Origin of the sequence: Methylotuvimicrobium buryatense 5G, assembly GCF_000341735.1 — a bacterium.
Classification (GTDB): domain Bacteria; phylum Pseudomonadota; class Gammaproteobacteria; order Methylococcales; family Methylomonadaceae; genus Methylotuvimicrobium; species Methylotuvimicrobium buryatense.
The window spans coordinates 2,031,707-2,057,718 of sequence record NZ_KB455575.1 but is presented as its reverse complement, the minus strand read 5'-3'; the positions used below and the strand labels follow the sequence as shown (position 1 = coordinate 2,057,718).

21 protein-coding genes are annotated in these 26,012 nt (G+C 49.7%); 14 read left to right on the top strand and 7 right to left on the bottom strand.

Annotated elements, in window-relative coordinates; translation table 11 throughout:
* The coding region (locus tag METBU_RS28040) for a hypothetical protein (protein WP_040575310.1) at positions 1–248 on the bottom strand (248 nt) is incomplete at its 3' end.
* 552 nt (positions 249–800) lie between these two features.
* Between METBU_RS28040 and METBU_RS28995 the strand changes: the two genes are divergently transcribed.
* Positions 801–923, top strand: a complete 123-nt coding sequence (locus METBU_RS28995) for a hypothetical protein (RefSeq protein ID WP_017840329.1) — start codon at positions 801–803, stop codon at positions 921–923.
* Between the two features lie 473 nt (positions 924–1,396).
* Positions 1,397–2,038: a response regulator gene (locus METBU_RS0109130; protein ID WP_017840328.1), complete on the top strand. Its 642-nt coding sequence runs from the start codon at positions 1,397–1,399 to the stop codon at positions 2,036–2,038.
* Between the two features lie 199 nt (positions 2,039–2,237).
* Here the strand turns inward: METBU_RS0109130 and METBU_RS0109125 are convergent, their stop codons facing one another.
* Positions 2,238–3,134, bottom strand: a complete 897-nt coding sequence (locus METBU_RS0109125) for an NAD(P)-dependent methylenetetrahydromethanopterin dehydrogenase (protein WP_017840327.1) — start codon at positions 3,132–3,134, stop codon at positions 2,238–2,240.
* A gap of 24 nt (positions 3,135–3,158) precedes the next feature.
* Positions 3,159–4,067, bottom strand: coding sequence for an NAD(P)-dependent methylenetetrahydromethanopterin dehydrogenase (locus METBU_RS0109120; RefSeq protein ID WP_017840326.1), 909 nt, complete (start codon positions 4,065–4,067; stop codon positions 3,159–3,161).
* Between the two features lie 448 nt (positions 4,068–4,515).
* On the opposite strand from METBU_RS0109120, the gene METBU_RS0109115 reads away from it, so the two are divergent.
* From METBU_RS0109115 to METBU_RS0109105, 3 genes are read left to right on the top strand one after another with little or no spacing between them, the layout of a single operon-like run.
* The gene (locus METBU_RS0109115; protein WP_017840325.1) at positions 4,516–5,115 is read left to right on the top strand and encodes a 5-formyltetrahydrofolate cyclo-ligase; all 600 of its coding nucleotides are present in this window, start codon (positions 4,516–4,518) and stop codon (positions 5,113–5,115) included.
* A gap of 2 nt (positions 5,116–5,117) precedes the next feature.
* Positions 5,118–6,269, top strand: coding sequence for a type III PLP-dependent enzyme domain-containing protein (locus METBU_RS0109110; RefSeq protein ID WP_017840324.1), 1,152 nt, complete (start codon positions 5,118–5,120; stop codon positions 6,267–6,269).
* Between the two features lie 23 nt (positions 6,270–6,292).
* On the top strand, positions 6,293–7,288 hold the full coding sequence (locus METBU_RS0109105; RefSeq protein WP_017840323.1) for a zinc-dependent alcohol dehydrogenase family protein: 996 nt from the start codon (positions 6,293–6,295) through the stop codon (positions 7,286–7,288).
* Between the two features lie 16 nt (positions 7,289–7,304).
* Here METBU_RS0109105 and METBU_RS0109100 read toward each other — a convergent pair whose 3' ends face one another.
* Positions 7,305–8,168: an HDOD domain-containing protein gene (locus tag METBU_RS0109100; RefSeq protein WP_235726397.1), complete on the bottom strand. Its 864-nt coding sequence runs from the start codon at positions 8,166–8,168 to the stop codon at positions 7,305–7,307.
* Positions 8,169–8,306: 138 nt separating this feature from the next.
* Between METBU_RS0109100 and METBU_RS0109095 the strand changes: the two genes are divergently transcribed.
* Positions 8,307–10,136 carry a bifunctional diguanylate cyclase/phosphodiesterase gene (locus METBU_RS0109095; protein ID WP_017840321.1) on the top strand — a complete coding sequence of 610 codons (1,830 nt, stop codon included), beginning with the start codon at positions 8,307–8,309 and terminating at the stop codon, positions 10,134–10,136.
* 405 nt (positions 10,137–10,541) lie between these two features.
* Entirely contained in the window at positions 10,542–12,908 is a 2,367-nt protein-coding gene (gene mrcB / locus METBU_RS0109090; protein ID WP_017840320.1) for a penicillin-binding protein 1B, read from the top strand.
* A gap of 548 nt (positions 12,909–13,456) precedes the next feature.
* Here mrcB and METBU_RS25260 read toward each other — a convergent pair.
* From METBU_RS25260 to METBU_RS27450, 3 genes are all read right to left on the bottom strand, one after another.
* On the bottom strand, positions 13,457–14,170 hold the full coding sequence (locus METBU_RS25260; protein ID WP_017840319.1) for a transposase: 714 nt from the start codon (positions 14,168–14,170) through the stop codon (positions 13,457–13,459).
* 78 nt (positions 14,171–14,248) lie between these two features.
* A complete protein-coding gene (locus METBU_RS28730; RefSeq protein ID WP_017840318.1) occupies positions 14,249–14,470 on the bottom strand; it encodes a hypothetical protein in 222 nt (73 codons plus the stop codon).
* Positions 14,471–14,569: 99 nt separating this feature from the next.
* Positions 14,570–15,064, bottom strand: a complete 495-nt coding sequence (locus METBU_RS27450) for a hypothetical protein (protein WP_017840317.1) — start codon at positions 15,062–15,064, stop codon at positions 14,570–14,572.
* Between the two features lie 669 nt (positions 15,065–15,733).
* Here METBU_RS27450 and METBU_RS0109070 point away from each other — a divergent pair.
* The 7 genes from METBU_RS0109070 (at position 15,734) to METBU_RS23800 (ending at position 25,979) form a co-directional block, all read left to right on the top strand.
* Positions 15,734–16,558, top strand: a complete 825-nt coding sequence (locus METBU_RS0109070; protein ID WP_017840316.1) for a YbgA family protein — start codon at positions 15,734–15,736, stop codon at positions 16,556–16,558.
* 173 nt (positions 16,559–16,731) lie between these two features.
* On the top strand, positions 16,732–18,882 hold the full coding sequence (lpdA, locus tag METBU_RS0109065; RefSeq protein WP_017840315.1) for a dihydrolipoyl dehydrogenase: 2,151 nt from the start codon (positions 16,732–16,734) through the stop codon (positions 18,880–18,882).
* 499 nt (positions 18,883–19,381) lie between these two features.
* Complete coding sequence (locus tag METBU_RS0109060; protein ID WP_017840314.1) at positions 19,382–20,428, top strand: methyltransferase domain-containing protein; 1,047 nt, start codon at positions 19,382–19,384, stop codon at positions 20,426–20,428.
* Complete coding sequence (locus tag METBU_RS23805) at positions 20,428–21,141, top strand: TIGR04282 family arsenosugar biosynthesis glycosyltransferase (RefSeq protein ID WP_017840313.1); 714 nt, start codon at positions 20,428–20,430, stop codon at positions 21,139–21,141. Before METBU_RS0109060 ends, METBU_RS23805 begins: the two co-directional genes overlap by 1 nt.
* On the top strand, positions 21,134–22,111 hold the full coding sequence (arsS, locus tag METBU_RS0109050; protein WP_017840312.1) for an arsenosugar biosynthesis radical SAM (seleno)protein ArsS: 978 nt from the start codon (positions 21,134–21,136) through the stop codon (positions 22,109–22,111). The genes METBU_RS23805 and arsS overlap by 8 nt, the downstream gene beginning before the upstream one ends.
* Positions 22,112–22,674: 563 nt before the next feature.
* A complete protein-coding gene (locus METBU_RS0109045; protein WP_017840311.1) occupies positions 22,675–24,657 on the top strand; it encodes a class I SAM-dependent DNA methyltransferase in 1,983 nt (660 codons plus the stop codon).
* On the top strand, positions 24,657–25,979 hold the full coding sequence (locus METBU_RS23800) for a restriction endonuclease subunit S (protein ID WP_017840310.1): 1,323 nt from the start codon (positions 24,657–24,659) through the stop codon (positions 25,977–25,979). The genes METBU_RS0109045 and METBU_RS23800 overlap by 1 nt, the downstream gene beginning before the upstream one ends.
* Positions 25,980–26,012: the final 33 nt, after the last annotated feature.

The following is a 26,012-nucleotide window of genomic DNA, read 5'->3' as shown; positions in this document are numbered from 1 at the left end:
TTCTGGTCATTGCTATGCGCGCTTGGATCTAAAGACATAGGTGCAGGCGCTTCCGGGATAAAACCCGCATCCTGAACCACTCGGTGATACATACTCCATGCCAACGCCCATTCCGATTCATCAATTGTCATCTGTTTGGCTTGATTTCGCGCCATCCAAATACTGGCAACGGCGCATGAACTCGCTTGCTGTTGCGCCATGACCTGATGAACAATGTTGTCGCTATCATCTCTCAAATATATGCTCATAAATTTATACCTTCGACAATCAAATAGGCACGCACCTACGATGTTATGTGAGTCCTTTAATGTCCCATGACTTCCGATGACGCCCAGAAAAGAAAAGATCAATCTACTGTTATCAAATAAAAATTAGCTTATAACGTGGAACTGTCAACTCTGATGCGAATTGTTTCTCTTGACCATCTACCTATCACGACCCATCTTTCAGCAATAAATAAAGGCTGCGAAGTATTTGGCGGATTTTTCCTCAAAAACCCGCACACCTCCATGTATACCCATCTTCGTAGATCAAAATTCGGCGTATGGGGCCCATCAAAGAGCGCCGTGAACCCAGCACCTAAAATTATCCAAGATAGTTAAACATAGCCAATCAACTATGGAATTTAGTTGCTGGGTGAATACGTCCCTCTAGATAATCATTACCCGCCCGGAATCGTTGCAGCAATTCCCAGTTTGAGCAGTTTCGCCGATTTTAGGGTGTGGGGTATGCCTGTCGAGGAACGCCGTAAACCCATCCATGGGGGCTTGGCGGCAGCTCGAGCGCCAAGGATGGCGTGAATGCAGATTTTGCAGGAGCAAAAATCTGCAAGCGCCAAGGATGGCGTGAATGCAGATTTTGCAGGAGCAAAAATCTGCCCTGCTGCCGATATCCTCGCCAAGCACGCTTCTCGCCCTTGTTGATTTCCAAATTGGGAATTGCTGCTCGCAAAGGCTTTACCAGCATGGAGCTGGCATAGAGCCTACATGGACGTATTCACGGCGTCCTTTGGCGGACACCCCGGCGCCGAGTTTTGATCTACGACGGGTATACAAACACTCGTTCATTAAGTTATGAAATTTTGGCAGCGCTTGGTTAGGAAATATTCCTTTAGATTAGGTGAGGTGGATTATCCAAGCAATCAGTAAAGACAATTGTCATATGAATTGAAATATAATATCGATTTTGGCACACTAGAGTAAAAAGAAATCGGAGATTTTTTTTACATGTCTATCGAACGAGCCAAGGTAAAATCAGGGTTTCGATCCTATTGATTTTATATTGCTTTTAACGTAAGTATTCAGCCCCTCAATTTCTCTTTTTCAAAGTGGGGAGAAAGTTCCTGCTTGTTTTAAATGCAGGGGACTGAACAATTACCTTTTAACGAATTATTAATATGATAAAAGTTTTGCTTGTTGATGATCATGAAATTGTTCGTTCCGGAGTTGAAGCGCTTTTAAATAAAGCCGGTGATATTCAGGTTGTGGCGGTGGCAAAAACCGGTGAAGAGAGCGTCGAGGCGGTAACAACACTGCATCCCGATGTGGTGGTCATGGATATTAGCATGCCCGGTATTGGCGGCGTTGAAGCTTGTCGGCGAATTCTGCAGGATAATCCGGACATGAAGATTATTGTGCTCTCTGTTTGTAATGATGGACCGATACCGTTGCAGCTTTTGAAAATGGGGGTGTTAGGCTTTATTTCCAAAAGTTCGCCGGTCGATGAAATGGTCGCCGCGATTCGAAAAATTATGGCCGGGCAGCGTTATTTGTGCGCGGAGGTAGCCAACAATTTAGCATTCATGAAGTTGCCCGGTAATGATTCTCCTTTCTCAAAGCTCTCCCAAAGGGAGTCGGAAGTAGTCTCATTAATCTTGCAAGGCAAAACGATAAAAGAAATGTCGGGTATGCTGACGCTTAGCGATAAAACGATTAACACTTATCGCTATCGGCTTTACGATAAATTAAAAGTGAAGAACGATGTCGAATTAACGCGGCTCGCCATCAAATTCGATTATATCGATTCCGCATCGATTTGAGCGATACGGAATCATGGGCTAGAGAAAGGTTGGTAATTATTCAGCCTAAGTTATGTATGAGAAGGTGTCAGGCATTGATTTATAAGGCTGTCTGCAACAGGACGTTGCAGTCAGAGCTTACAGGGATGTATTCACGCGTCTTTAGAAATCAATGCCTGACACCAACCTACCGCATGCGCTGAATAGTTACAAAGGTTGTTTATAAAATTTCCCTGGCTTTAGCAAAAGCATTTCTGAAATCTAGAAATAATGGTTTATCAGTTGTCAGCATTGATGCGAGCAGTAGATGTTGTAGTTGATATTTGACGTTACCTACGGCTAACGCGCCGATACCGACCGCGTTTGGCGCATGTGCTATGGGTTGGCCGAAATCGTTTAATTTTATGCCTTCGATACCGGCCGGAGGGACTGCATTGACATCGCCGGCCACTTTAAGTGCTTTGGCATGGCTCAGTACTTTGCCGTTGATGACTTGTATTCCGGCTTTCGCGGTACAGAAAATGATATCGGCATCGGCGATCAGTTCGGCTTTTTGTTCGTCAGACGAAGCGCTGGCACCTTTTAGATTAGATTTGAAGCGTCTATTATATTCTTTGGCCAAATCGTTGGCGGTTTCGGCTGAAAGATGATCTATCAAAATTGTTTCGGCACCTTCCAGCGAAGCGATGACGCCTGTGGCTATGCCGACCGGACCGGTGCCGCCGAACACCAGTGCTTTGGCGTTTTTCAAGTCAAGGTTATGCTTGGTTTTCAGTTCTTTTTCGACGCAGCCGACTAATGCTGCAGCGGTTGTGAATGCGCCGCTGGGATCGGCGAATACCGAGATTTCAAACGGCGGCACCATCGCTTGTTCCGCGGCGTTCAGCATGTCTATCGCCAAGCCGATATCCCTTCCTCCGATAAACAAACCGGTGCGTTTCACACCGGCGGGCCCCCTGGAGAAAACGGCATCTTGCGTCAATCCGTGAACGCCGTCCAGTTTGACATTGCTGTAAGGTATTAAAACATCGAATCCCGCGTCCAAAGCCATATTGACATCGAAAGGGCTGTTATTGGGCATCGGGTCCAGCATATGCAGGATACTGCGCTTCTCCATTGAATTTCCTCTTAATTTAAGTCGTTAAGCGTTGGCTTTGATGAAGTCCCGGGCAACTTCGAATGCATGGGTAAAATGCAAGTAGACCGGTTTTTCGGCGTCGATCATGATCTTGAGCAGTTTGTTTTGTGCTTGGTATTTCACATTGCCGATAGCCAGTGCGCCAATGCCGACTGCGCCGCTTTTCGATCCGGGCAGAGGCGCACCGTTATGGAATGCGTCGAGTCCGGCGATTCCTGATGGCGGAACGGCGTTGACATCGGCCGCGACTTTTAATTGCGGCGCCGAAGCGATCAGCTCGGCACTTAAGAGTTCGATGCCGGCAGCACCTGTCGCGAAGACGACATCGGCAGTTTTCATGAATTCGGCTTTGTCCGCATCCGCGCCGGCCATGATTTGGATAGTACCTTCGCCGAATTCATTGCTGCAAAGCTCGGCAATGCGCTCGGCTTTATCGAGTTGGCGTCCGATGATTCTTACGTTTGCGCCGGCCTGAGCGGCGATAACGGCGGCTGCTTGTCCCACCGGTCCGGTACCGCCCAAGGCAAGCACGTTTTTGCCTTCAAGAGTAGTGTTGAAGGTTTTTTGCAATTCGTGTTCGACTGCCGCGACCATGCCGGCTGCCGTCGTAAATGCGCCGCTTGGGTCGGCGAAAACGGAGACTTCAAAAGGCGGGACCATCGAGTTTTTGGCGGTTTTAAGCATGTCGAGCGCTTGTTTGGTATCCCTGCCGCCGATAAAAATTCCGGTTTTTTTCAAGCTTTTAGGACTGCGTGAAAAAATAGCATCTTGCACTAAGCCGCGTACTTCGCTGGGTTCTACATTGATATAGGGTATTGCCGAAACCCAACCCGCATCGAGCGCCATGTTGACGTCGAACGGGCTTAGGTTTTTAGCGGTTGTGAGCATATGTAAAATAAATGGTTTTTCCACGGGTTCCCCCCTCCTTAAAATTTAGCACCTCAGTATAAAAGAAATTAAAGTAATTTAAAAATGCCTAGCGCTTTTTGTGAGTGTTGAATTGCTAGCGAGCATTTAACAGCAATTCCTAGTTTGAGCAGTTTCGCCGATTTTAGGGTGTGGGGTATGCCTGTCGAGGAACGCCGTAAACCCATCCATGGGGGCTTGGCGGCAGCTAAGCGCCAAGGATGGCGTGAATGCAGATTTTGCATGGAGCAAAAATCTGTCCTGCTGCCGACATCCTCGCTAAGCATACCCCACACCCTTTTTGATCTCCAAATTGGGAATTGCTGAGCATTTAAGCTTGGTATATTTTGGATCATTAGGTGATTTGCTGTGATTGGTTTGATAATGGCTGTGTTTCTTAACGTTGCAGCCGGTATAATCGATGCCGATTCGAAGGTTAATTAGATGAGCCAAGATGCAAACAGCAAAAGCCCAACAGCGGCGAAAAGCTTATGATGCCCGGAACGCTCAGCGAGATAAGGATGCGGTGAGCCGGGAGATAATCGATAAATTCCTAGAGCATGCGGCTTACCGGCGGGCCATGACGGTCATGTTTTATTTACATTGTCGCTCCGAAGTTAGGACGCGCGATAGGGTTCGCGAACAGTTGTCGGGCGATAAGCAGGTAGTTGTTCCTTATTGCACCAAGGATGCCGACGGTCAAAACCGATTGGGTCTTTGGAAGCTCGAGGACTTGCAAGAATTGCAGCCTGGGACGTGGGGCATACTCGAGCCGCCGAAAGAACGGTGGGGGGAGCCTGGAAAGGAAATAACGCCCGAAGATTTGGATTTAGTCATGGTTCCTGGTGTTGCTTTCGATAGAAGAGGAGGGCGTTTAGGCAATGGCGCCGGTTATTACGATCGTCTATTGAAAAGTGTCGGAAAAGATACGGTGCTAATCGGGGTTTGTTTCGAAGCTCAGATAATGCCTGAAGTCGTCATGGAGGCGCATGATATTTATATGGATTATGTAATAACAGAAACTGCAATTTATAAGGGTAGGGGTCGATTTTGACGATGCCATGGACGCAATTAAAGGAGCAGCTTGCAGAAACGCCTGCCTTTGTTTACGACCTCGATGCGATTGAAACAACATTGCAGACCTTGAGCAATATTCGCGATCGGTCAGGTTGTAAAGTTTTATATTCAATCAAGTCTTTACCATTTTTACCGATTTTGCATATGATGCAGCCTTATCTTGACGGCTTTTCGGTAAGCTCTTTGTTCGAAGCGAGGTTGGCTTCTGAAGTATTGGCCGGACAAGGCTCGGTGCATTTGACCACGCCCGGTGTACGAGCGGACGAAGTCGAAGAGTTGGCGCGGATTTGCTCGCATGTCAGTTGCAATTCCTATCGTCAGCTGGATTTGTTTACAAAGCATTGGGAACAAGGCGCTTCGGTCGGTTTGCGTTTAAATCCCAAGCTGTCGTTTTTGGACGATCGGCGCTACGATCCATGCCGGCCTTATTCGAAGCTCGGCATCGATTTGGAGGCTTTGGATATGAATGCCTTGAATGGCCGGATTAAGGGATTGCATTTCCATAACATTTTTTCGGCATCGGACTTCGAGCCGCTGATTCAAACCTTGGCGGCGATAAGAAGCCGGCTCGGTAACGGTTTTACCGGATTGGAATGGTTGAATCTCGGCGGAGGCTATTTATACGATCAAATCGGGCAGTTCGATATTTTTATCGATTCGGTTAAGCAATTACGCGAGGATTTCGGGCTCGAAGTGTTGATCGAGCCGGGCAAGGCCCTGGTTGGAAGGGCCGGCTATTTGGCGACTTCGGTCGTCGATTGTTTCGTCAGCGACGGCAAATCCATCGCGGTATTGGATACCTCGGTCAATCATCATCCCGAAGTCTTCGAATACCAATGGCATCCGCCGTTGCTTGAGCATTGCCCTAATGGGCGGTATTCGGCGATTCTGGCGGGATCCACATGCTTGGCCGGGGATATTTTCGGCGAATACCGTTTCGATCGGCCGTTGCAAGAGGGCGATCGATTGGTGTTTTCGGATGCCGGCGCCTATGCCTTGGTCAAAGCGCATCGTTTCAACGGCTATAATCTACCGGATATATACGGCATGACTTCGGGAAATGCATTTTTGCTGAAGCGCCATACCTATCAACATTACTACGATCAGTGGTCGGGACTTGCGCCGGCTTGAACTATCGACAGGAGAAAAATCAGATGAAGGCAGTTTTAATGACCGAAACCGGCGGCCCCGAGGTGTTGCAATGGACGGATATCGCGGAGCCGAATATCGTTCAACCGACCGAGTTGAAAGTCAGGCTCAAGGCGGCCGGCATTAATCCGGTCGATACCAAGGTCAGAAGTAACGGTTTGTTTTATCCCGACGCCTTGCCGGCAGTACTGGGTTGCGACGGCGCCGGCGTGGTTGTCGAAGTGGGCGCCGAAGTACAAAATTTCAAGCCCGGCGATGAAGTTTGGTTTTGTAACGGAGGGTTGGGGCGGGAGCCCGGTAATTATGCCGAATTTACCGTGCTCGATAGCCGTTGGGTCGCGCCGAAGCCTAAGTCCTTGTCATTCGTCGAGGCGGCGGCTTTGCCGTTGGTGTTGATTACTGCGTGGGGAGCGTTGTTCGATCGCGGCGGTTTGCAGGACGGCCAAACCGTCCTGGTTCATGCCGGGGCCGGCGGCGTCGGTCATGTCGCGATACAATTAGCTAAATTAAAAGGAGCCGAAGTTCTAACGACGGTAAGTTCCGAATCGAAAGCCGATTTTGTCTTAAGCCTGGGAGCGGATCAAGCAATTGATTATCGTCAATGCAACTTCGCCGAAAGAGTCAATGAATTAACCGGCGGGCGAGGGGCCGAGGTCGTTTTGGATACGGTCGGACCCGAAGTGTTCAAGGACAGCATCGAAGCCACTGCGCATTTCGGAAGTTTGGTCACGCTGCTCGACCCCGGAGCCTTGAATTGGTCGGAAGCGCGGATGCGCAATCTCAAAATCGGTTTCGAATTGATGTTGACACCGATGTTGCGAAATTTGGATTCGGCGCGCGATAAGCATGTCGGAATCCTCAATCGTTGCGCCGAATTTATCGAATCCGGAAATTTACGAGGGGTTGTCGGGCATTGCTTATCGTTAGATCAAGCCGCAGAAGCGCATCGCTTGATCGGAGAAGGGCATACGCAGGGCAAGATAGTATTAGAAATAATTTAACCGGCGGAATGACGTGTTATCGGTGCGGGTAAAATATGTTGAAAATCTCCTCGAATTGATCGTGGACTTTGTCGATGATGTTGCTTAGTTGCTCATCGGAAATGCCGGCTTCCGATAGGTCGGTTTCAGTATCGAAAAAGGCCATTTTAGCGATCCGGTTGGCCGATCTGACAATAGCGGCTGCGGTTTGATAGCGGCCGGTGCTGTCGGGATGGGCATGCAAGGCAATCGTTTCGCTAATGATTTCAGGCAGTTTCCATAATTTGGCGAGTTCCGCTCCGGTTTCATAGTGATCGAAACCGATTATGCTTCGTTCGGTTTCGATTTCGTCGGCATTGGTCGATTCGACAAGTAGTCCGACTTCTCGGGCTAATTCGGGAATGCGGCGATAAAATACCAGTTTGCCGATTTCATGTAGTAATCCGCAAATAAAAATAGCTTCGTCGTTTTCGTTGGTATCCCAATGGGCCGCTAATTCTTTTGCGGTTAATGCGCTTCTTAGACTCATCGCCCAAAAATCATGCATCGAAAGCATACCGTTCGGCAGCATCGAAAAACGGTCGATGATCAATGTGCTTAAGACTAGGTTTTGCAGTTCTTGCGTACCGATCAACGTGATGGCATGGCTGATCGTCACAATACGGGATGGAAAGCCGAAGAAAGCGCTGTTGACCAATTTCAATAATCGTATCGATAAGGCAGGATCCTTATTGATGATTTCGCCGGCATCGATGATCGATTTATAAGGATCTTCAATCGTTTTTTTTAGCTCGAAATAAATCGCCGGCGGCGATGTTAATTGAAGATCGCCTTTCAATAAATCGGCTGCGGTTAAATTGGGCGAGTCGGAATGCGGCATTGGCAAAACAGATTTCTTCATTATACTTGTTGGAGTTTTGACATTTTATAGTGTATTGCAGTCAAGCTTAGGTGAGGCTTGCAATAAATCAAGGGCTTCATCGAGAAATAGTCCGAATAGGAAGCCGTCAAGCATTTAACACATCAACCAGTGAATACGATGTTAAGTAACTCTCAGCGACAAAGTAAAATCATTATTGCCGGAATGGATCGGAAAACTGTCGCACAGATAGAAACGATTTTGATAGATAAAGGGTTTTCTAATTTTGCGATTGCCGCTGAATGCGGCGATATTTATCGCATCATTCGGCCCTATGTAGACAACGCCGAAGAGTTAGGCTTGATTATTGTCGATGAAGACTTGCCCGGAGGACACATTAGAGACATGTGTCATTCACTTTCGGGGGAACAAGCGGGCGTTTTTTTGCCTTTTATTATTCTTAAAAACGAACGACCTAGTGAAGCGTTCGATGCTTCCGCCTCGCCGTCGCTGATCTACGAGCTAAGTAAGCCGCTTCGTGAGTCGGAGCTCGTTATTCTAGTAGAAATGCTGTTACTACTTAAAGTCGAGCGGTCTATGCGTTATCAGCAGCAAGAAATGCTTATCAACGAGTTGGCGACGCGGAAATTGCTCGATGCTAAATTAAAATATCTGGTCGCTCATGATGAATTGACCGGCCTTATGAATAGAACGCAATTAGAAAACTATATTCGTTTGAGTTTGACGCGGAATCAAAAGCTGCAGCAAAACGGTGCGTTGTTGTTGATTGATTTGGATCGGTTCGGCTTGATTAACGATTTGGAAGGCTTTGATATGGCCGATAAATTGATTATCGATGTCGTGGCAACGATTCGAAAGCTGGTGAGGCTCGAGGCTTGGTTTGCCCGCATCGACTCGGATGAGTTTTGCCTATATTTCGATAATATATCCGGTCTTCAAGCCCGCGAAGTGGCCGAAGATATCCGCAAAGGGCTCAATGAAAGCCGGTTTCAAACAGGCAATGTTTGTTACAGCATTACCGCCTCTATCGGTATCGCTACGTTGCAATCGGCTAAAGTTATCCAACATCCTGAAGAGTTGATATCCAGAGCGCACCAAGCTTGTTCCTTGGCGAAACAAAACGGCCGAAATATGGTCTGGTTTTATAATGAAGAAGATAAAGCTATCAAAGAACGGCATCGCGATGTTTATTGGGTCCCTTTGATCAGGGACGCTTTGTTAATGCGTAATTTCTTTCTGATGTTTCAACCGGTGGTGAATCTTAGAACCGGTGAGGTCTCGCATTATGAGGTATTGATTCGAATGCGGGGACATGAAAACAAGGTCATCAGCCCTTCCGAGTTTATTCCGGTTGCTGAACGAATGGGTTTAATACACAGCATCGACTTATGGGTAGTTGAGAATGCGATTGATTTTTTAGCTGCGCTTCCTCCCGAATTGTCCAATGTATCGTTGTCGATCAATTTATCCGGAGTCGCTTTCCAAGACGATGCTTTATTGCCGACCATCAAAAGAAAACTGGAATTGTCCTGGGTCAATGCCGAGCGGATCACCTTTGAGATCACCGAGACCTCGGCGGTCGATAACTTCGAGCAAACTCGGCAGATGATTAATCAGATTAGAGCTTTGGGTTGTCATTTTGCATTGGACGATTTTGGCGCGGGATTTTGTTCGTTCAATTATTTAAAGAAGTTTCCGGTCGATTTTGTAAAAATCGATGGGCAATTTATTCGAAATTTAGTCAATGACGATACGGATCAAGTGCTGGTTCGGTCAATGAGCGAAATTGCGAAGCAACTGGGAAAAAAAACGATTGCCGAATTTATCGAGTGTCCTCGGGTGATAAAAATTTTGATTGATCTTGGTATCGATTATGGACAAGGTTATATTTTCGGTAAGCCCAGCCAGCTATTGATCGAGCAAGGTTATGTTCCGCTGCAGCAACTATTAATAGAAGGCGATAAAAGCACTCGTTTTCTATATAATTAAGGCTCATCTTAAGTTCAAATAATCCTAAATTCAGCAGTTTAACCATGAAGCACATGAAGTTCACGAAGGATTTCAAAAAATTGCCCAAACATACTCGATAACCTTTTGGGTGAGCGAATGTTCGATACAAACGTATAACAAGTTATTGAATTAACTTCTTATTCTTCATGATCTTCATGGTGAAATGCTTTTTCTAAGATAATCCCTCGTTGAGTCATACAAAGGTTCGGCAGAGGCTCCAGGATAACGCTTCTTTAAGCAATCATCGCTACTATAGTCATCATACTCGCGTCTTCTGAATATTCGATAGTTCCTTTGCTTCAAAAAAGACTTGTCAATCATAGGCTTACTATTTGTGTGGGCGCAATATTTAAATGACTACTTGGTAATTAAAACCGCAACATCATGGCAAGACAACCCAGAAAATCTGTAACGCCCAAGAAAACGACCAGAAAGCCGCGTAGCCGCGTGTCTCGCACCAAAAAGAGTCCGGAAAGACGCCGTTTCGGGTGGTTTAAAAAAATCCTGATATTAAGCTTTGTATTTGCCGTTTTTTTATTATCTAGTTACATCGGTTATCTGGATTATAACGTTCGTAGGCAATTCGAAGGCAAGCGTTGGGCGATTCCTGCGCGTGTCTATGCTAATCCGGAAGAGCTTTATGCCGGCTATAGAATGAGCATCGCCGATTTTGAGGTGCTTCTACAGCAATTGCGATATCGCCAGGATTCGCAGTTATCTTCCGAAGGGACCTATTACCGGTCGGGATTGTTTATCAATGTTAAAACCCGAGCATTTGATTTTTGGGACCAGTCTCAAGATAGTCGCGCATTACAGATTCGATTCTCCCCGGGTGAAATTACCGATATCGCCGATTTATCGGGTAGGGGACCGGTTGCTGTTGCCCGTTTAGATCCCATTCAGATAGGCAGCTTTTATCCGACTCGTAAGGAAGACCGGGTTTTGATCAAACTATCGGAAACTCCGGATACGCTGATTCAAGGCTTGCTCGCGACAGAAGATCATGATTTTTATAATCATTACGGTATTTCGGTCAAGGCGATACTGCGGGCGATGCTGGCGAATGTCAGGGCGGGCGGCATTGTGCAAGGCGGCAGCACGATAACCCAACAATTGATCAAGAATTTTTATTTGACGTCCGAGCGTAGTTTTTGGCGAAAGATCAACGAAGTATTTATGTCGTTGATCATCGAATATCGCTATAGCAAAGACGAAATTCTTGAAGCTTATCTTAATGAAGTCTATCTAGGGCAGGATGGAGCTAGTGCTGTGCATGGTTTCGGCTTGGCAAGCGAGTTTTATTTCGGCAGAACACTTAAAGATTTACCCTTAGCGCAAATGGCGACTCTGGTCGCATTGGTTAGAGGCCCCTCTTATTACGATCCTCGTCGGCATACGGAACGTGCACTAAGTAGGCGGGAGTTAGTGCTCGATAAGATGCATGAGCAAGGCTTTATCACGTTAAAACAGGCTGAAGAAGCGAAAAAACAGCCGCTGGAAGTGATGCCGCAAACCCATCGTTCGGTCAATCGATATCCGGCTTTCATGGATTTGGTCAAGCGTCAATTGCAGCAAGAATACAAAGACGACGATCTGACTTCCGAAGGCTTGAGAATATTTACCACGTTGGAGCCTCGAGTGCAAAACGCCGTGGAAAAATCCTTGGCCGAAAAAATGCTTGAACTCGAAAAAAATCCTCGTGCTAAAGAACTGGAATCGGCAGTTATCGTGACGCGTCGGGAAGGCGCGGAAATTGTTGCGATGGCGGGCGGCAGGGATAAAACCTCGGCCGGTTTCAATCGGGCTCTCGATGCGGTGCGCCCGATTGGGTCATTGATAAAGCCGGTGGTGTATCTAACCGCGCTGGAATATCCGGCCAAATACACGGTAACGACTCCGGTCAGCGACACTCGGATTACCGTCAAAAGCGGCAAAGGTAATTGGACGCCGAAAAATTATGATAATACCGAACATGGCGAAGTGCCGCTGCATAAGGCATTGACGAATTCTTACAATCTCGCGACCGTCCGAATCGGCATGGATGTCGGTATCGCGAGGGTGGCAAAGACCTTAAAGGATCTGGGCGTGGATCGTTCTGTCGATTTATACCCTTCTCTGTTATTGGGGGCCTCGCCGTTGTCGCCTTTAGACGTCACGCAAATGTATCAAACCCTAGCGGGAGACGGTTTCGTCACGCCGCTTAGAGCGATACGCGGCGTGGTCGACGGCAATGGCAAGCGTTTACAAAGTTACCCGTTTAACGTGCGTCAATCGGTCGATCCGGCGGCGACTTATATTACCAATACTATTTTGCAGGAAGTGATGACTGACGGTACCGGCAGATCGGCCTATAATTATTTGCCGGGAGATTTCGGGTTGGCCGGCAAAACCGGAACGACCAATGAATTGCGAGATAGCTGGTTCGCCGGTTTTAGCGGCGATTATCTGTCGGTCGTATGGGTAGGACGCGACGACAATAAACCTTCGGGATTAACCGGTTCGACCGGTGCGTTGAAAATTTGGTCCGACGTGATGAAACAGATTTCCAGTATCCCGGTCGTTTTGACACCGCCGGATAATGTCGATACGGTTTGGATCGACCCATATACAGGGCTATTGGCTAATAAGGACTGCGAGAATGTCAGGCAATTTCCATTCATTCGCGGATCGGCACCGACTAGCAGCTCGCCATGCGTTCAAACCGAGGTGGAAAAAGCGAAGGATTGGTTTCAGGATTTTTTTAAGTTTTAGCGATGAATATACCCATCGTAGATCAAAATTCGGCACCGGGGTGTCCGTCAAAGGACGCCGTGAATACGTCCATTTAGGCTCTATGCCAGCTCCATGCTGGCAAAGCCTTTGTCGGATACCCCGGCACCACCTCGGGCACTGCCGAAATTTGAAGTGCGATAGGTATAAATTGTCCTGATTAGCAAGTTTCTTCAGCTAAAGCCCAAAAAACCAGCATATCCCTAGCAGGACGGGGTTTGTAACCCCGTCCTAAACGTTTTGACTTTGGCCGAAGTTAGCCGAAATGTTTAGGGCAAACCGAAACGTTGGGGACGGGTTAAATAACCCGTCCCGCAGAAGTGGCTGACTGGCCACTGCTCGGACAATTGGCTTCAGCAAGCTGAAGCATCTTACTAATCAGGTAAATTGTTGTGTTGTCCGGAAAGGCTATTGGTGTTTGAGCGTTACTGTCTTCGATAGTCGCGACGAAGGCGTCGCTCCCACAGAGAGCGGCGGACGCCCTGTGGGAGCGATCCCATAAGCGCCAACTTAAGAATCTAAGTATTTGATTAAGCAAGACTAACGCCACCTCCCCGACCTTCAATAATGAGTTCCAAAACACGATCCGGCAAACCCTGAAGCTTTCTCTTGCGCGGACGTTCACAAAGGCTTTTTACGTGGTCATCAATAAAGCGCTTATTTTTTGGAAAANAAGCCGTAAGTCCTGCCTTGATCTCATTGGCGATCGTGCGCCATAAACGCCAATGGGTAATCGAACGATCACCGTCCATTGTGGTGGCCGCCCGGCCGAATCGGCGCTGCGCTATTTTTTGAGTCACTGCAGCAAACAGTAACTTGCCGTGCAAATATAAATCCGCCAGCTTGCTGTCTTTTCGGGCGCGTAGCCGGTCGATATCAAGCAAGCTCTTTAGCCGCTTTATGACCAGCTCCACTTGCCAGCGAACCCGGTAGAGCTCAGCGATTGATTTCGTGTCGAGCAGCGCTTCGGGGAGCGAAGTAAAAATCAACACCCAGCCGCTCAGCATCAAGGTCTTTTGGCTCGCCGTGCGACCTTTATCACGCGCGCGTTGTTTCGCTTTGCGGCGTGCTTGCGCGGCCTGTTCCGGCGGTAACGGCATCGCATGCACCACGCCTTCAATACGTTTGTCTTGATGGCACAGATAAACGGGTATCGCACCCGGCTGACCATTCAAATCGCGTATGCGCTGTTCCCAATCGATTTTAACACCTTTCGGTTCGTTGCACCGTTCGTAAAGCGTCATGCTGTGTGGATTGTAGCGCAGTACGACGTGGCCGCCGCGATCAATGACCGGGACTAAAGACTTCGGTTGGTTGTAGCCTCAATCAAGCAACGCGACATCACCTGCAGTCAACTGATAATGATCCAAGCTCTCGCCGACTTTATCGGTCGTGACGCTCGCTGAAAATCTTGGAAACGGAGCGTTAGCGAAGTGAAGATTTTTAGTCCCCGATAGCCGTAGCGCCGGGTGTTTTGCCGGAGTCTGCGCGAATAGCGCAGGCGGAGGCAAAATACAAGGCATCGCGACACGGCGTAAAGCCATTTGTGGGAGTGCTACGGAGTCGCATCGAGTATACGATGATGTGGCGTAGTGGCACGGACGCAGGGCGAATCGGGGCCGCCGAAGGCAATAATCGCCAAGTCATTTTTCGCTGCTGAAATCGGACGGACCCCATTTCAGCTTTCGCGAAAAATCTTGGCGCGCTTGGACCTCGCGGAGTGTCAAACTCAACAGGTCGATGGCCACATGCAAGCGATACGTTGTTTCTTTCGCACCGGGTTCTTGCACGGTCGAACCGTCAATCACAATGAAATTCAGTGCGCCGTTGTTGAACACTTTATCCAACCCGAACACACTTTTCAGTAATGACTTGATCCACGCCACGCAGGCCGCCAATCGCTTGATCACCGCCGTATCGCTCAAATAACCCTGAAGCTTGGCGACTTCGCCGGCGCAGCTGCGCAACGACAAGTCCTGTCCGCAATACAACAGGACTAACTGCAATAACTGCAACGGTGATCGGATTTTCCGTGCCCGTGCAAACGCCTGTAATTCATAGGCCTGCTCCTGGAAATCTGCTGGGAGCTCTTGCAAAAAGTCATCAAAAAGGGTATCTGTTAGCTGTGGCTGCTTCATAGGGATTTTCACTTTCGTCGGTAAAAATACTCTATGTTGTGGCCACACTTTTATTTTTCAACTACAAATCAACGTTTTATGCCTTAAGTTGGCGTCTATGGGGAGCGATCCCCTGATCGCGATCTCGAGGTCGAAAGTGTTAGGTAACAATAAATGGTATTGAGGTCTCATTGGTTAAGGTTGCAAAAGGGTAATTTTTGACTTATCTATAACGATGAGCGCTGGAGCTTGGGGAAGAGCGTGATGCGGGCTGGCCATTTTTAGCTTGATGCGTATGGGTTTGTAACCCCTTCCGAGACGTGTTGGGAACGGGTTAAATATACCCTTTGCTGGTCAAATTTCGGCGCCGGGGGCTCGTCAAAGGAAGCCGTGAATACGTCCATGTAGGCTCTGTGACAGCATCCATGCTGCCAAAGCCTTTGCCGAACACCCCGACGCCTCCATACGCTAATGCCGAAATTTGAAGTGCGATAGGTATAACTCGTCCCGCAGGAGGTGGTTTATTCATCTCTAAATGGAATAGAAAAACACTTTATTGATGATGAATCGGTAAATAGTAGGCAATTTTCATCACCCCAGGTCCCGACCCAGTGGCTCAAGGAAGCATACTCATTATATTCTCGCTAAAACCGAAAATTTCCCACATGATTCAATTAGGTATCGACTGCTATGAATAAAATCCCATTGGGCATCAGTGGTTGTTTGCTTGACCAACCCGGAGAAAAAGCAGTGGCTAATCGCGATAGTGTGATTAGCGAAGTGCTCGAGAGTTTTTTTGAATGGAAGCCGTTTTCGGTCGAAGAAGAAAAGTCCTTGCTTGTTCAGGAGGCTTCAGGAATTTCCGATTCCGGCGCGGATAAGATGGCTGGAATCTGCGGTTATATTATGAAAAGACCGGAGCAAGCAGCTACAAAAACGGGGGGCGCATTTGAGGGTTTGGCGATCGAAACATTGAGAATCATGCATCGATTTCCATTGGTACCCATCGAAGAAGCTATCCGGTTACAAGATCCTTGTTTACGCGATCTTTTTTTCAAGCGGGTTTATGTTATGCATCGCTGGCAAATGCTGTTGAAAGAAGGTCTTAGTGCCCGTGCTTTGATTGAGTTTCATGCTCGTCATAAATTAATCATCATGAGTCATGGCGACTATCGGGATCTTGGGCAGTTATTGGCTGGGCTGAACAAAGACAATTTAACCGAGATTGCCGATCAATATATTTTACAGCTGATGAGCATGTTGTTGACGATGCCGACCCGGGCCAATCACGTCAATGTTTTGCAACATATTCAAGGACATTTAAAAAAAGACATCAGCCGCGACGATAAAGCCGAACTGTGCGAACTGATCGACAGCTACCGCAACTACGAAGTACCTCTCATCGCACCGATCATCTTGTTGAAGCATCATTTTCGAAAATCGCCGGATCCCTATATTCAGTCGTCGTATTATTTTTCGCCTTATCCGAGCGCATTGGGTTCTGTTAATCCTTAAAAAATTCTCAGTGGTTATACTTCGCACGGTCACATTTGCTGGCAAGCTGGCGCGCTATTTTGTCCGGTAGCTGCGTTACCTACATGGACGTATTCACGGCGTCCTGCCAGCGACTGAAGCATAGACACACTCGCCCTTGAGGCTCAAACCATGATAACGACAAGGATAATACGATGAAAGCCCCGAAGCTGATATTGATTGCTGTGATCACGATGTTGATCGGCGCCTTTTTTTATTTCGGATATTCCGATTTTTTGACCCTGCATGAGCTGAAAACCCACCAGGCCGCGATCGAAGCCCGCATCGCCGCGCAACCGGTTAGCGCGGCCTTTGTTTATGCGCTGATTTATGTTCTGGTCACGGCGCTGTCTCTGCCCGGCGCGGCGGTGATGACCCTGGCCGGAGGCGCACTGTTCGGTTTACTCTGGGGCACCGTGATAGTCTCGTTTGCCTCTACGATCGGCGCGGCATTGGCTTTTCTGGCTGCGCGCTTTTTGTTTCGCGATGTCGTCAAAGACCGCTTCGGTTCGGCGATACGAACGATCGATGCCGGAATCGATCGGGACGGTCCGTTTTATTTGTTCACGCTGCGTTTGATCCCATTGTTTCCGTTCTTCATGATCAATCTGGCGATGGGGCTGACCGCCATTCGCCTATCGACATTTTATTGGGTCAGCCAAGTCGGCATGTTGGCCGGCACGTTGGTTTATGTCAACGCCGGCACTCAGCTTGCGGGGATCGTATCGTTGTCGGATATTTTGTCGCCGGGCTTGCTCGGTTCGTTCGCGTTATTAGGCCTTTTTCCGTTACTGACCAAGAAAATCGTCGAGCACATACAAGCCCGGAAAGTCTTCGCCGACTGGCCGAAGCCGGCGCGTTTCGATAACAATATCGTCGTGATCGGCGCTGGTTCCGGCGGATTGGTGACCGCCTACATTGCCGCGGCGGTCAAGGCCAAGGTCACGCTGGTCGAAAAGCACAAAATGGGCGGCGATTGCCTGAATACCGGCTGCGTGCCATCGAAAGCGCTGATCCGTTCGGCGAAATGGTTGGCGCAGCACCGGCGCGCGAACGAATTCGGCATCAAGCACAGCAGCGCCGATTTCGATTTCGCCGATGTGATGGCGCGTGTGCAGTCGGTCGTCAAAAAGGTCGAGCCGCACGATTCGATCGAACGCTATACCGAACTCGGCGTCGAGGTCGTGATCGGCGAGGCGAAAATCATCTCGCCCTGGGAAGTTCGGGTCGAAACGGCCGAAGGCACTGAAACCCTGACGACCAAAGCGATCGTCATAGCCGCGGGCGCCCGCCCGTTCGTGCCGCCGATACCCGGCATAGACAGTATCGAACCGCTGACGTCCGACAATTTGTGGAACTTGCGCGAATTGCCGAAACGCTTATTGGTACTCGGCGGCGGTCCGATCGGCTGCGAATTGGCGCAATGCTTCGCCCGTTTCGGAAGCCGGGTGACGCTGGTGGAAATGGCGCCGCGCCTGTTAGTGCGTGAAGATCCGGAAGCGTCGGAAGCGGTGATGGCAAGTTTTAGGCGGGATGGCGTCGATTTGAGATTGGAACATACCGCGAAGGAATTCATCATCGACAACGGCGAAAAAATCCTGATCGCCGAACACGAAGGAAACACGGTCAACATCCCGTTCGATCAAGTGCTGATCGCGATCGGACGGGCCGCGAATATCGAAGGCTACGGCGTCGAGGCGCTGGGCATTACGCTGTCGCCGCGCAAAACCATCGCAACCGACCCGTTCCAGGCCACCAATTATCCGAACATCTATGCGGTCGGGGATGTGACAGGCCCTTATCAATTCACGCATACCGCCGCGCATCAGGCTTGGTATGCCGCCGTCAATGCCTTGTTCGGAACGTTCAAGAAATTCCGCACCGATTATTCAGTGATTCCGTGGTCGACCTTCACCGACCCCGAAGTTGCTCGGGTCGGCCTCAACGAGCAAGAAGCCGAACAGCAAAATATTCCCTATGAAGTCGCGACTTACGGCATCGACGAACTGGACCGAGCGATCGCCGACGGCGAGGCGCACGGCTTCGTCAAAGTGCTGACCGAGCCCGGCAAGGACAAAATCTTGGGCGTAACGATAGTCGGCGAGCATGCGGGCGATTTGATCGCCGAATTCGTTTTGGCGATGAAACACGGCATCGGTCTGAACAAAATTCTCGGCACGATCCATATCTACCCGACCCTGGCCGAAGCCAACAAATACGCGGCCGGCGTTTGGAAGCGCGCGCATGCTCCGCAGCGGACGTTGCGTTTTTTGAGTCGTTATCATGCTTGGCGTAGGAACGGTTAATAACTATTGCTCTGCGAGATTCGGTGTCGGGCGGGGCGTCAAAGGGCAGCAATTCCCAGTTTGAGCAGTTTCGCCGATTTTAGGGTGTGGGGTATGCCTGTCGAGGAACGCCGTAAACCCATCCATGGGGGCTTGGCGGCAGCTAAGCGCCAAGGATGGCGTGTAGTAGGGCAATGCAGGGCAGAAAAATGCTCCTGCATTTTCTGCATTCATTACATTCATGTAACTCAGCAATTGCCGAGGAGCAAAAATCTGTCCCGCTGCCGACATCCTCGCCAAGCATACCCCACACCCTTTTTGATCTCCAAATTGGGAATTGCTGGTCAAAGGGCGTCGTGAATACATCCAAATAAGCTTTGTGATAGCATCTGAACGTCACGGAGGTTGCTAATAGTGATTTTTCCGGAAGCAAAAATCGGACCTGCTAGCAAAGCCTTTGCTGAATAACCCGGCACCTTCATAGGTTAATGCCGATATTTGAAGTTTGATAGGTATAGTCATGAACGAAACCGCGATAACCGATTCGATAAAAAACTACTACGGCAAAGTGCTCAACTCGAGCCAGGATTTGAAAACCAGCGCGTGTTGCACGGCCGATGCCTTTCCAAAGCATTTGCGCGCTTTACTCAAGGATGTCCATCCCGAAGTCGTCGAGCGCTTTTACGGCTGCGGTTCGCCGCTGCCGCCGGCGCTCGAAGGCAGCACGGTTTTGGATTTGGGCTGCGGGACGGGGCGCGACTGTTATTTGTTGTCCCGGCTGGTTGGCGAAAACGGGCGGGTTATCGGCGTCGATATGACCGATGAACAGCTCGATATCGCGCGAACCTATCGCGATTGGCATGCCGAACGTTACGGTTATGCGCGTTCGAATGTCGAGTTCAGACAGGGTTATATCGAGGATTTGGCCTCGCTCGGTATCGCCGACAATTCGATCGACGTGGTCGTGTCGAATTGCGTCGTCAACTTGTCGCCGGACAAGCGGCGCGTGCTGTCGGAAATTTTCCGAGTACTCAAACCCGGCGGCGAATTGTATTTTTCCGATGTCTATGCCGACCGGCGCATCCCCGAACAACTTAAGTTGGAACCGGTATTGCTCGGCGAGTGTCTGGCCGGGGCGTTTTATTGGGAGGATTTTCGCCGCGCCTTGCAGGATCTTGGCTGTCCCGATGTGCGTATCGTCAGCGAAAGCCCGATCGATATCGATGATGACGAAGTGCATGCCAAAATCGGCATGATCGGGTTTCGTTCGGTCACGATACGGGTATTCAAACTGCCGCTAGAAGACCGCTGCGAAGATTTCGGGCAAGTCGCGACTTACCGAGGCACGATCGCAGGTCATCCGCATTTTTTCGATCTTGACGATCATCATCATTTCGAAAGCGGAAGGCCCTTGCGCGTGTGCGGCAATACCGCCGACATGCTCGGCGGCAGCCGCTACGGCCGTCATTTCGAGCTATTAGGCGACAAAAACGTGCATTTCGGTCTGTTCGACTGCGCGCCGCCGAACAGCAGCACGAATCTAACTTCTGGCGCGGCGTGTTGCTGATGGCCGCACGCGGCGCGATTGCCTTATTCGTCAAAACCCCGGGGCTCTCGCCGATCAAAACACGCTTGGCGGTGAAGCTTGGAACCGACAGGGCCGAGCAATTTCATTGGCAGGCAGCACGGTCAACGGCAGCCGTCATCAAACAGGCAGAACAATCATGTGAGCTTCAAGGCTATTATGCCGTGGCCGAAGAAATCGCGGCGACTAACGAAATTTGGCGAGGCATGTCGTGTCTGTGGCAAGGCGAGGGCGGTTTGGGTGAGCGCATGCGTCATGTTTATGAGCATTTAATACAAAATCATGATTTTGTTATGTTGGTAGGAGCCGATATTCCGCAAATGACCGTTGCCGATTTGCAGCAAGCTTCAAGCTGGCTGGCGCACGAAGAGCAAGCTCGTTTTGCTTTCGGGCCGAGTCTCGACGGCGGGTTTTGGCTGTTTGGGGGCAATTGTTCTCTGCTCGGGCCTTGGTGGACCGATGTCGAATATAGCACCGCCGATACCGGCACGCAGTTTCTCAATGCCGTCAAGCAATGGGGCGAAGTGCAAACGCTACGAGTGCTGCAAGATGTTGACGAGCCGTCCGATTTACTTGTCTTACATAAAGCACTGCAAGCACTGGCGTCGCCGGTACCGGAACAGGTTCACCTGATGCGTTTTTTATATGGGTTGACGCCTGAGTTTACGACATTCGATGAGGGGCCTTATGTATAACAGTAAGCCGTTATTGCTCAAAAGCGAATTCCCCGCTCTGCGCAGAGCGCAGTTGACGACGCTGCAGATGAACCTGGGCTATCTCTGTAATCTGAGCTGCGTCCACTGTCATGTGAACGCGGGACCTAAGCGCACCGAGTTGATGGCGCGCGAAGTCATGGCAAATGCGTTGCAATTCGCCGAAAAACAAAGCATACAGACCTTGGATCTGACCGGCGGATCGCCGGAAATGAATCCGGATTTTCGCTGGCTGGTCGAGACCGCGAGGCGGCAAGGTCTCCACGTCATCGACCGCTGCAATCCGACCATTTTGGTCGAGCCGGGTTACGAATGGGCCGCCGAATTCCTGGCCGGACAGCAGGTCGAAATTATCGCGTCCTTGCCGTGCTATATCGGCGATAACGTCGATGCGCAGCGCGGCAAAGGAGTGTTTTCGTCCTCGATTGCCGCACTAAAGCGACTCAATGAACTCGGTTACGGGCGGCCGGATAGCGGCTTGGAGCTGAATTTGGTATTTAATCCTCAGGGCCCGGTGCTCCCGCCGCCGCAGCAAGCGCTCGAACAGCAATATCGCGACCATTTGGGCGGTGAATTCGGTATTGTATTTAACCGCTTGTTGGCCATTACCAACATGCCGATACAACGTTTCGGCGCGGTACTGATGGCGGGCGGCAAGCATGAAACCGATAGCCGACAAGTCTTTGACGATTATCTGCGATTGCTCAAGAATGCCTATCGACCGGAAAACCTGAGCAAGGTCATGTGCAAAAGCCTGTTGAGCATCGATTGGCAAGGTTACGTCTATGACTGCGATTTCAATCAAATGTTGGACTTGCCGCTGGGCGGTAAACAGCCGGTTCATATCGGCGATTTGTTGTCTGAAGATCTGGATTCGGCGCCGATTCAAGTGGCCGAACATTGTTTCGGCTGTACCGCGGGCCAAGGTTCGAGTTGCGGCGGCGCGCTCTAACCCAAGCGGTAAATGGCTTGTCGGCGGCAATAATCGCACATGAAATTTCGGCGGTCACGTGCGACCGGTGAGCGCTTTATTCTTGAAGATCTGAACAGCGTATAAGATAGTCCGTAACGATTAAGTGCGGCGATGTTAGAATGACGACCCGGTTTGAAGGCCTGCCGCTAGCGGCAGACTGCGGCCATCATGGTTGGAACAGCCGGTTCATTTTTGGCTACTCACTTAACGCGGGGCAGTTTAACCTAAAAAGAGCAGTTGGCATGTGTTGTAGACCGTTCGTGCTGAGCCAAGTCGAAGCATGAAGGGTCTACAACACTTTCACCGGCTTGGTGAAGCCTCAAACTACCGTTCGCCCTTCGATAGGGCTCTCCTGAGCGCAGCCGAAGGGCTCAGGGCGAACGGTTAATCCTTAGTGCTTTTGTCCCGCCTTAAGTGGGAATCCTCATTTTTGACAGTCCGTTAAAAAACCGGCAATTCGGTGGGATAGCATTTTTTGTGCGTGCCGGAAATAGTGAACGGCATTCGACCGACATCAAGCGATTAAGAAAAATAACGATCTAATGGATAGTATCAAAACTAGCGACAGCACGACCCTTTCCAACTTCATCTGGAAAATAGCCGACGACCTGTGGGGCGACTTCAAACACACCGACTTTGCCCGCATCATCATTCCCTTACTGCTGCTGCGCCGCCTCGAATGCGTGCTGGAGCCGACCAAGGACGTCGTGCTCAAAGAATACGACAACGAAAAAGACTCCGGCATCGATCTCGATCTGATCCTGCCGTCCTTCTCCGGCTTGCCGTTTTACAACATCAGCCGGTACACGCTGGATACGCTCGGCGGGACTAACACCCGCGCCAATCTGGAAGACTACATCAGTAAGTTCAGCGCCAATGTGCGGGTGATCTTCGAAGAATTCGGCTTCATCAACACGATACACGAATTGGACAAAGCCCGCCTGCTGTACCGCATGACGCGTCAGTTCGCGGCTATCGACCTGCATCCGGAAATGGTCTCCGACCGGGTGATGTCCAATGCCTATGAAGACCTGATCCGACAGTTTGCCGCCAGTATCAACGAAAAGGCCGGGGAATTCATGACCCCGAAAGACGTCGTGCGCCTGGCCACCAAACTGGTACTGGTTCCGGATGAAGCCGTGTTCTCGGAAAAAGGCGTCATTCGCACCGTGTACGATCCTGCCTGCGGCCTGCTAGGTTTCATCAGCGATGCCGTCGACCAGATCAAGCAACTGGGCTCCACCGCCACCATCGTGCCTTACGGCCAGGAGCTGGACCCGAAAACCCATGCCATGGCGCTCACCGCCATGCTGATTCGCGGCTACAAGTCCGAAAACATCGCCCAAGGCAGCACGCTATCCAACGACCGGCACCGAGACAAACGCTTCCACTACGGTTTGGCCAATCCGCCGTTCGGTATCAAATGGGACAAAGACAAAGAAGCGGTCGAGAAAGAACACAAGGAACTGGGCTACGCAGGACGCTTCGGCCCGGGCCTGCCGCGCGTCAGCGACGGCTCCATGTTGTTTTTGCTGAATTTGGTCAGCAAAATGGAACGTCCGGAACACGGCGGCGGCCGGGTCGGCATTGTGCTGTCCGGATCGCCGCTGTTTACCGGAGACGCCGGTTCCGGCGAGAGCGAAATACGCCGCTGGTTGCTGGAGCGGGATCTGGTCGAAGCCATCGTCGCGCTGCCGACCGATATGTTCTTCAACACCGGCATCGGCACCTATGTGTGGATACTCTCCAACCACAAAGAAAAACAACGCAAAGGCAAGGTGCAGTTGATCAACCTGAGCGATACCTGGACCGCGATGCGTAAATCCGAAGGCACCAAGCGCCGCTATCTGAGCGACGAACAGATCGACGAGGTCGTGCGCGAATACGCCGCCTTCGCGGAAACCGGGCGCAGCAAAATTTTCAACACCACCGACTTCGCCTACCGCAAGGTCGCGATCAAGCGTCCGCTCAAAGCCAAGCTGGCGATCAGCAAAGAAAGGATCCAAACTCTGTTCGAGCAAAAGGCCTTCGAAAAGCTCGACGAAGCGCAGCAAACCGCCTGGATCGATTTCTTCAGGGAACATCTTGGCGAACAGGAATATCAATGGGCCTTCGAGATCGTCAACGCCAAAAACAAAACCGAAGGCTTCGGTAAAACAAGCAAGGCGCTCGCCAATGCCTTCATTGCCGCCTTTATCGAGCGCGACGAAACCGCCGAGCCGGTGCGGGACGACAAAGGCCAAGTCATTCCCGACACTTCGCTCAACGACAGCGAAAGCATTCCCTTCGGCACGCCGGTAGAAGACTATTTCAAATCCGAAGTGCTGCCGCATGTGCCCGATGCCTTCATCGATTACAGCGTGCGCGACGCCAAAGACGGCGAGGTCGGTATCGTCGGCTACGAAATCAACTTCAACCGCTACTTCTATCAATACGTGCCGCCCAGACCGTTGCATGAGATCGACGCGGATTTGAAAGCCTGCGAGGCTAGGATTCAGGCGTTGTTGGATGAGGTGGCGGAGTGATGAAGGCTTATCCTGAATATAAAGATTCTGGAGTTGAATACCTAGGTCAAATACCAAGTGAATGGACAATAAAACCACTAAAACATATTGCTGAAATTGGGCCGTCAGTACCTAAAGATCTTAATGCTGACTTGGACAGACTCGTTTCATTCATTCCAATGGAAAATTTAGGTACAAACGGTGATCTAGACACATCTATACAAAAGCACGCATCAGAAGTAAGGCAGGGTTATAGCTTCTTTGCAGAAGGTGATGTGATTTTTGCAAAAGTTACCCCCTGCTTTGAAAACGGAAAATCAGCAATAGCTAGAAATCTGTGCAATGGTTATGGTTTTGGGACTACTGAACTATATGTTCTCAGACCTAAAATGGTTCGCACAAAGTTTCTCTTTTATTTGATTTCCAGTTATATCTTTAGGCTTCCTGGGGCTTCGCATATGTTGGGTGCCGGCGGATTAAAACGTGTATCAACAAATTATGTTGAATATTTCAAGAGTCCAACACCTTCAGACATTGAGCAAAAAGCCATCGCCAACTTCCTAGACCGGGAAACGTCACGCATCGACAAGCTGATTGCCGAAAAGCAAAACTTTATCAAGCTGCTGAAAGAAAAGCGCCAAGCACTGATCAGCCACGTCGTCACCAAAGGCCTTGATCCCAACGTCAAAATGAAAGATTCCGGCATCGAGTGGATAGCTGAAGTGCCGGTGCATTGGGGACTCATCAAATTTTCACATTTTGTCAGCATCAGAAATGGGCAAGTTGATCCAACTGAAGAACCTTGGAGTAACTTTATTTTAATTGCGCCAAACCACGTTGAGTCTTCTTCTGGCCGTATTATTAAAAAGGAAACAGCTAGAGAGCAAGGCGCTGATAGTGGGAAATATTTGTGTAAAAAAGGCGAAGTCATTTACAGCAAAATTCGCCCGGGGCTTGCCAAGGCTTGTATTTGCGAAGATGAGGAAACAATTTGCAGTGCGGATATGTATCCGTTGAATTGTGACTCGAGAATGCTGAATGAATATCTACTGTGGTTGATTTTGAGTAATGAATTCACGCGTAATGCAATTCTTGAATCTGATCGCGTTGCTATGCCAAAAATTAATCGTGAATCTCTGGCAAAAATAAAGTTTCCCGTCCCACCCATTAACGAGCAACTATCAGCGCTTAGTTTTATTCACGAACACACCTTGCGTTTGGAAAAAATCATTGAAGAAACCAATACGTCAATTGATTTGCTCAAAGAACACCGCACAGCCCTAATCAGCGCCGCCGTGACCGGCAAAATCGACGTTCGCAATTACAAGGAGGAAGCCGCGTGAGTCAATTAGAAAACAAACCCGAACCGCGAAGCC

Bases quoted from the DNA above. Each gene is read 5' to 3' on its own strand.
- METBU_RS0109125 (WP_017840327.1), bottom strand. From the start codon at position 3,134: ATGGAGAAGCGCAGTATCCTGCATATGCTGGACCCGATGCCCAATAAC.
- arsS (WP_017840312.1), top strand. From the start codon at position 21,134: ATGTATAACAGTAAGCCGTTATTGCTCAAAAGCGAATTCCCCGCTCTG.
- METBU_RS23800 (WP_017840310.1), top strand. From the start codon at position 24,657: ATGAAGGCTTATCCTGAATATAAAGATTCTGGAGTTGAATACCTAGGT.
- lpdA (WP_017840315.1), top strand. From the start codon at position 16,732: ATGAAAGCCCCGAAGCTGATATTGATTGCTGTGATCACGATGTTGATC.
- METBU_RS27450 (WP_017840317.1), bottom strand. From the start codon at position 15,064: ATGAAGCAGCCACAGCTAACAGATACCCTTTTTGATGACTTTTTGCAA.
- METBU_RS0109070 (WP_017840316.1), top strand. From the start codon at position 15,734: ATGAATAAAATCCCATTGGGCATCAGTGGTTGTTTGCTTGACCAACCC.
- METBU_RS0109130 (WP_017840328.1), top strand. From the start codon at position 1,397: ATGATAAAAGTTTTGCTTGTTGATGATCATGAAATTGTTCGTTCCGGA.
- METBU_RS0109110 (WP_017840324.1), top strand. From the start codon at position 5,118: ATGCCATGGACGCAATTAAAGGAGCAGCTTGCAGAAACGCCTGCCTTT.
- METBU_RS0109045 (WP_017840311.1), top strand. From the start codon at position 22,675: ATGGATAGTATCAAAACTAGCGACAGCACGACCCTTTCCAACTTCATC.
- mrcB (WP_017840320.1), top strand. From the start codon at position 10,542: ATGGCAAGACAACCCAGAAAATCTGTAACGCCCAAGAAAACGACCAGA.
- METBU_RS23805 (WP_017840313.1), top strand. From the start codon at position 20,428: ATGGCCGCACGCGGCGCGATTGCCTTATTCGTCAAAACCCCGGGGCTC.
- METBU_RS28995 (WP_017840329.1), top strand. From the start codon at position 801: ATGCAGATTTTGCAGGAGCAAAAATCTGCAAGCGCCAAGGATGGCGTG.
- METBU_RS28730 (WP_017840318.1), bottom strand. From the start codon at position 14,470: ATGGCTTTACGCCGTGTCGCGATGCCTTGTATTTTGCCTCCGCCTGCG.
- METBU_RS0109100 (WP_235726397.1), bottom strand. From the start codon at position 8,168: ATGAAGAAATCTGTTTTGCCAATGCCGCATTCCGACTCGCCCAATTTA.
- METBU_RS0109095 (WP_017840321.1), top strand. From the start codon at position 8,307: ATGTTAAGTAACTCTCAGCGACAAAGTAAAATCATTATTGCCGGAATG.
- METBU_RS0109115 (WP_017840325.1), top strand. From the start codon at position 4,516: ATGCAAACAGCAAAAGCCCAACAGCGGCGAAAAGCTTATGATGCCCGG.
- METBU_RS0109105 (WP_017840323.1), top strand. From the start codon at position 6,293: ATGAAGGCAGTTTTAATGACCGAAACCGGCGGCCCCGAGGTGTTGCAA.
- METBU_RS0109060 (WP_017840314.1), top strand. From the start codon at position 19,382: ATGAACGAAACCGCGATAACCGATTCGATAAAAAACTACTACGGCAAA.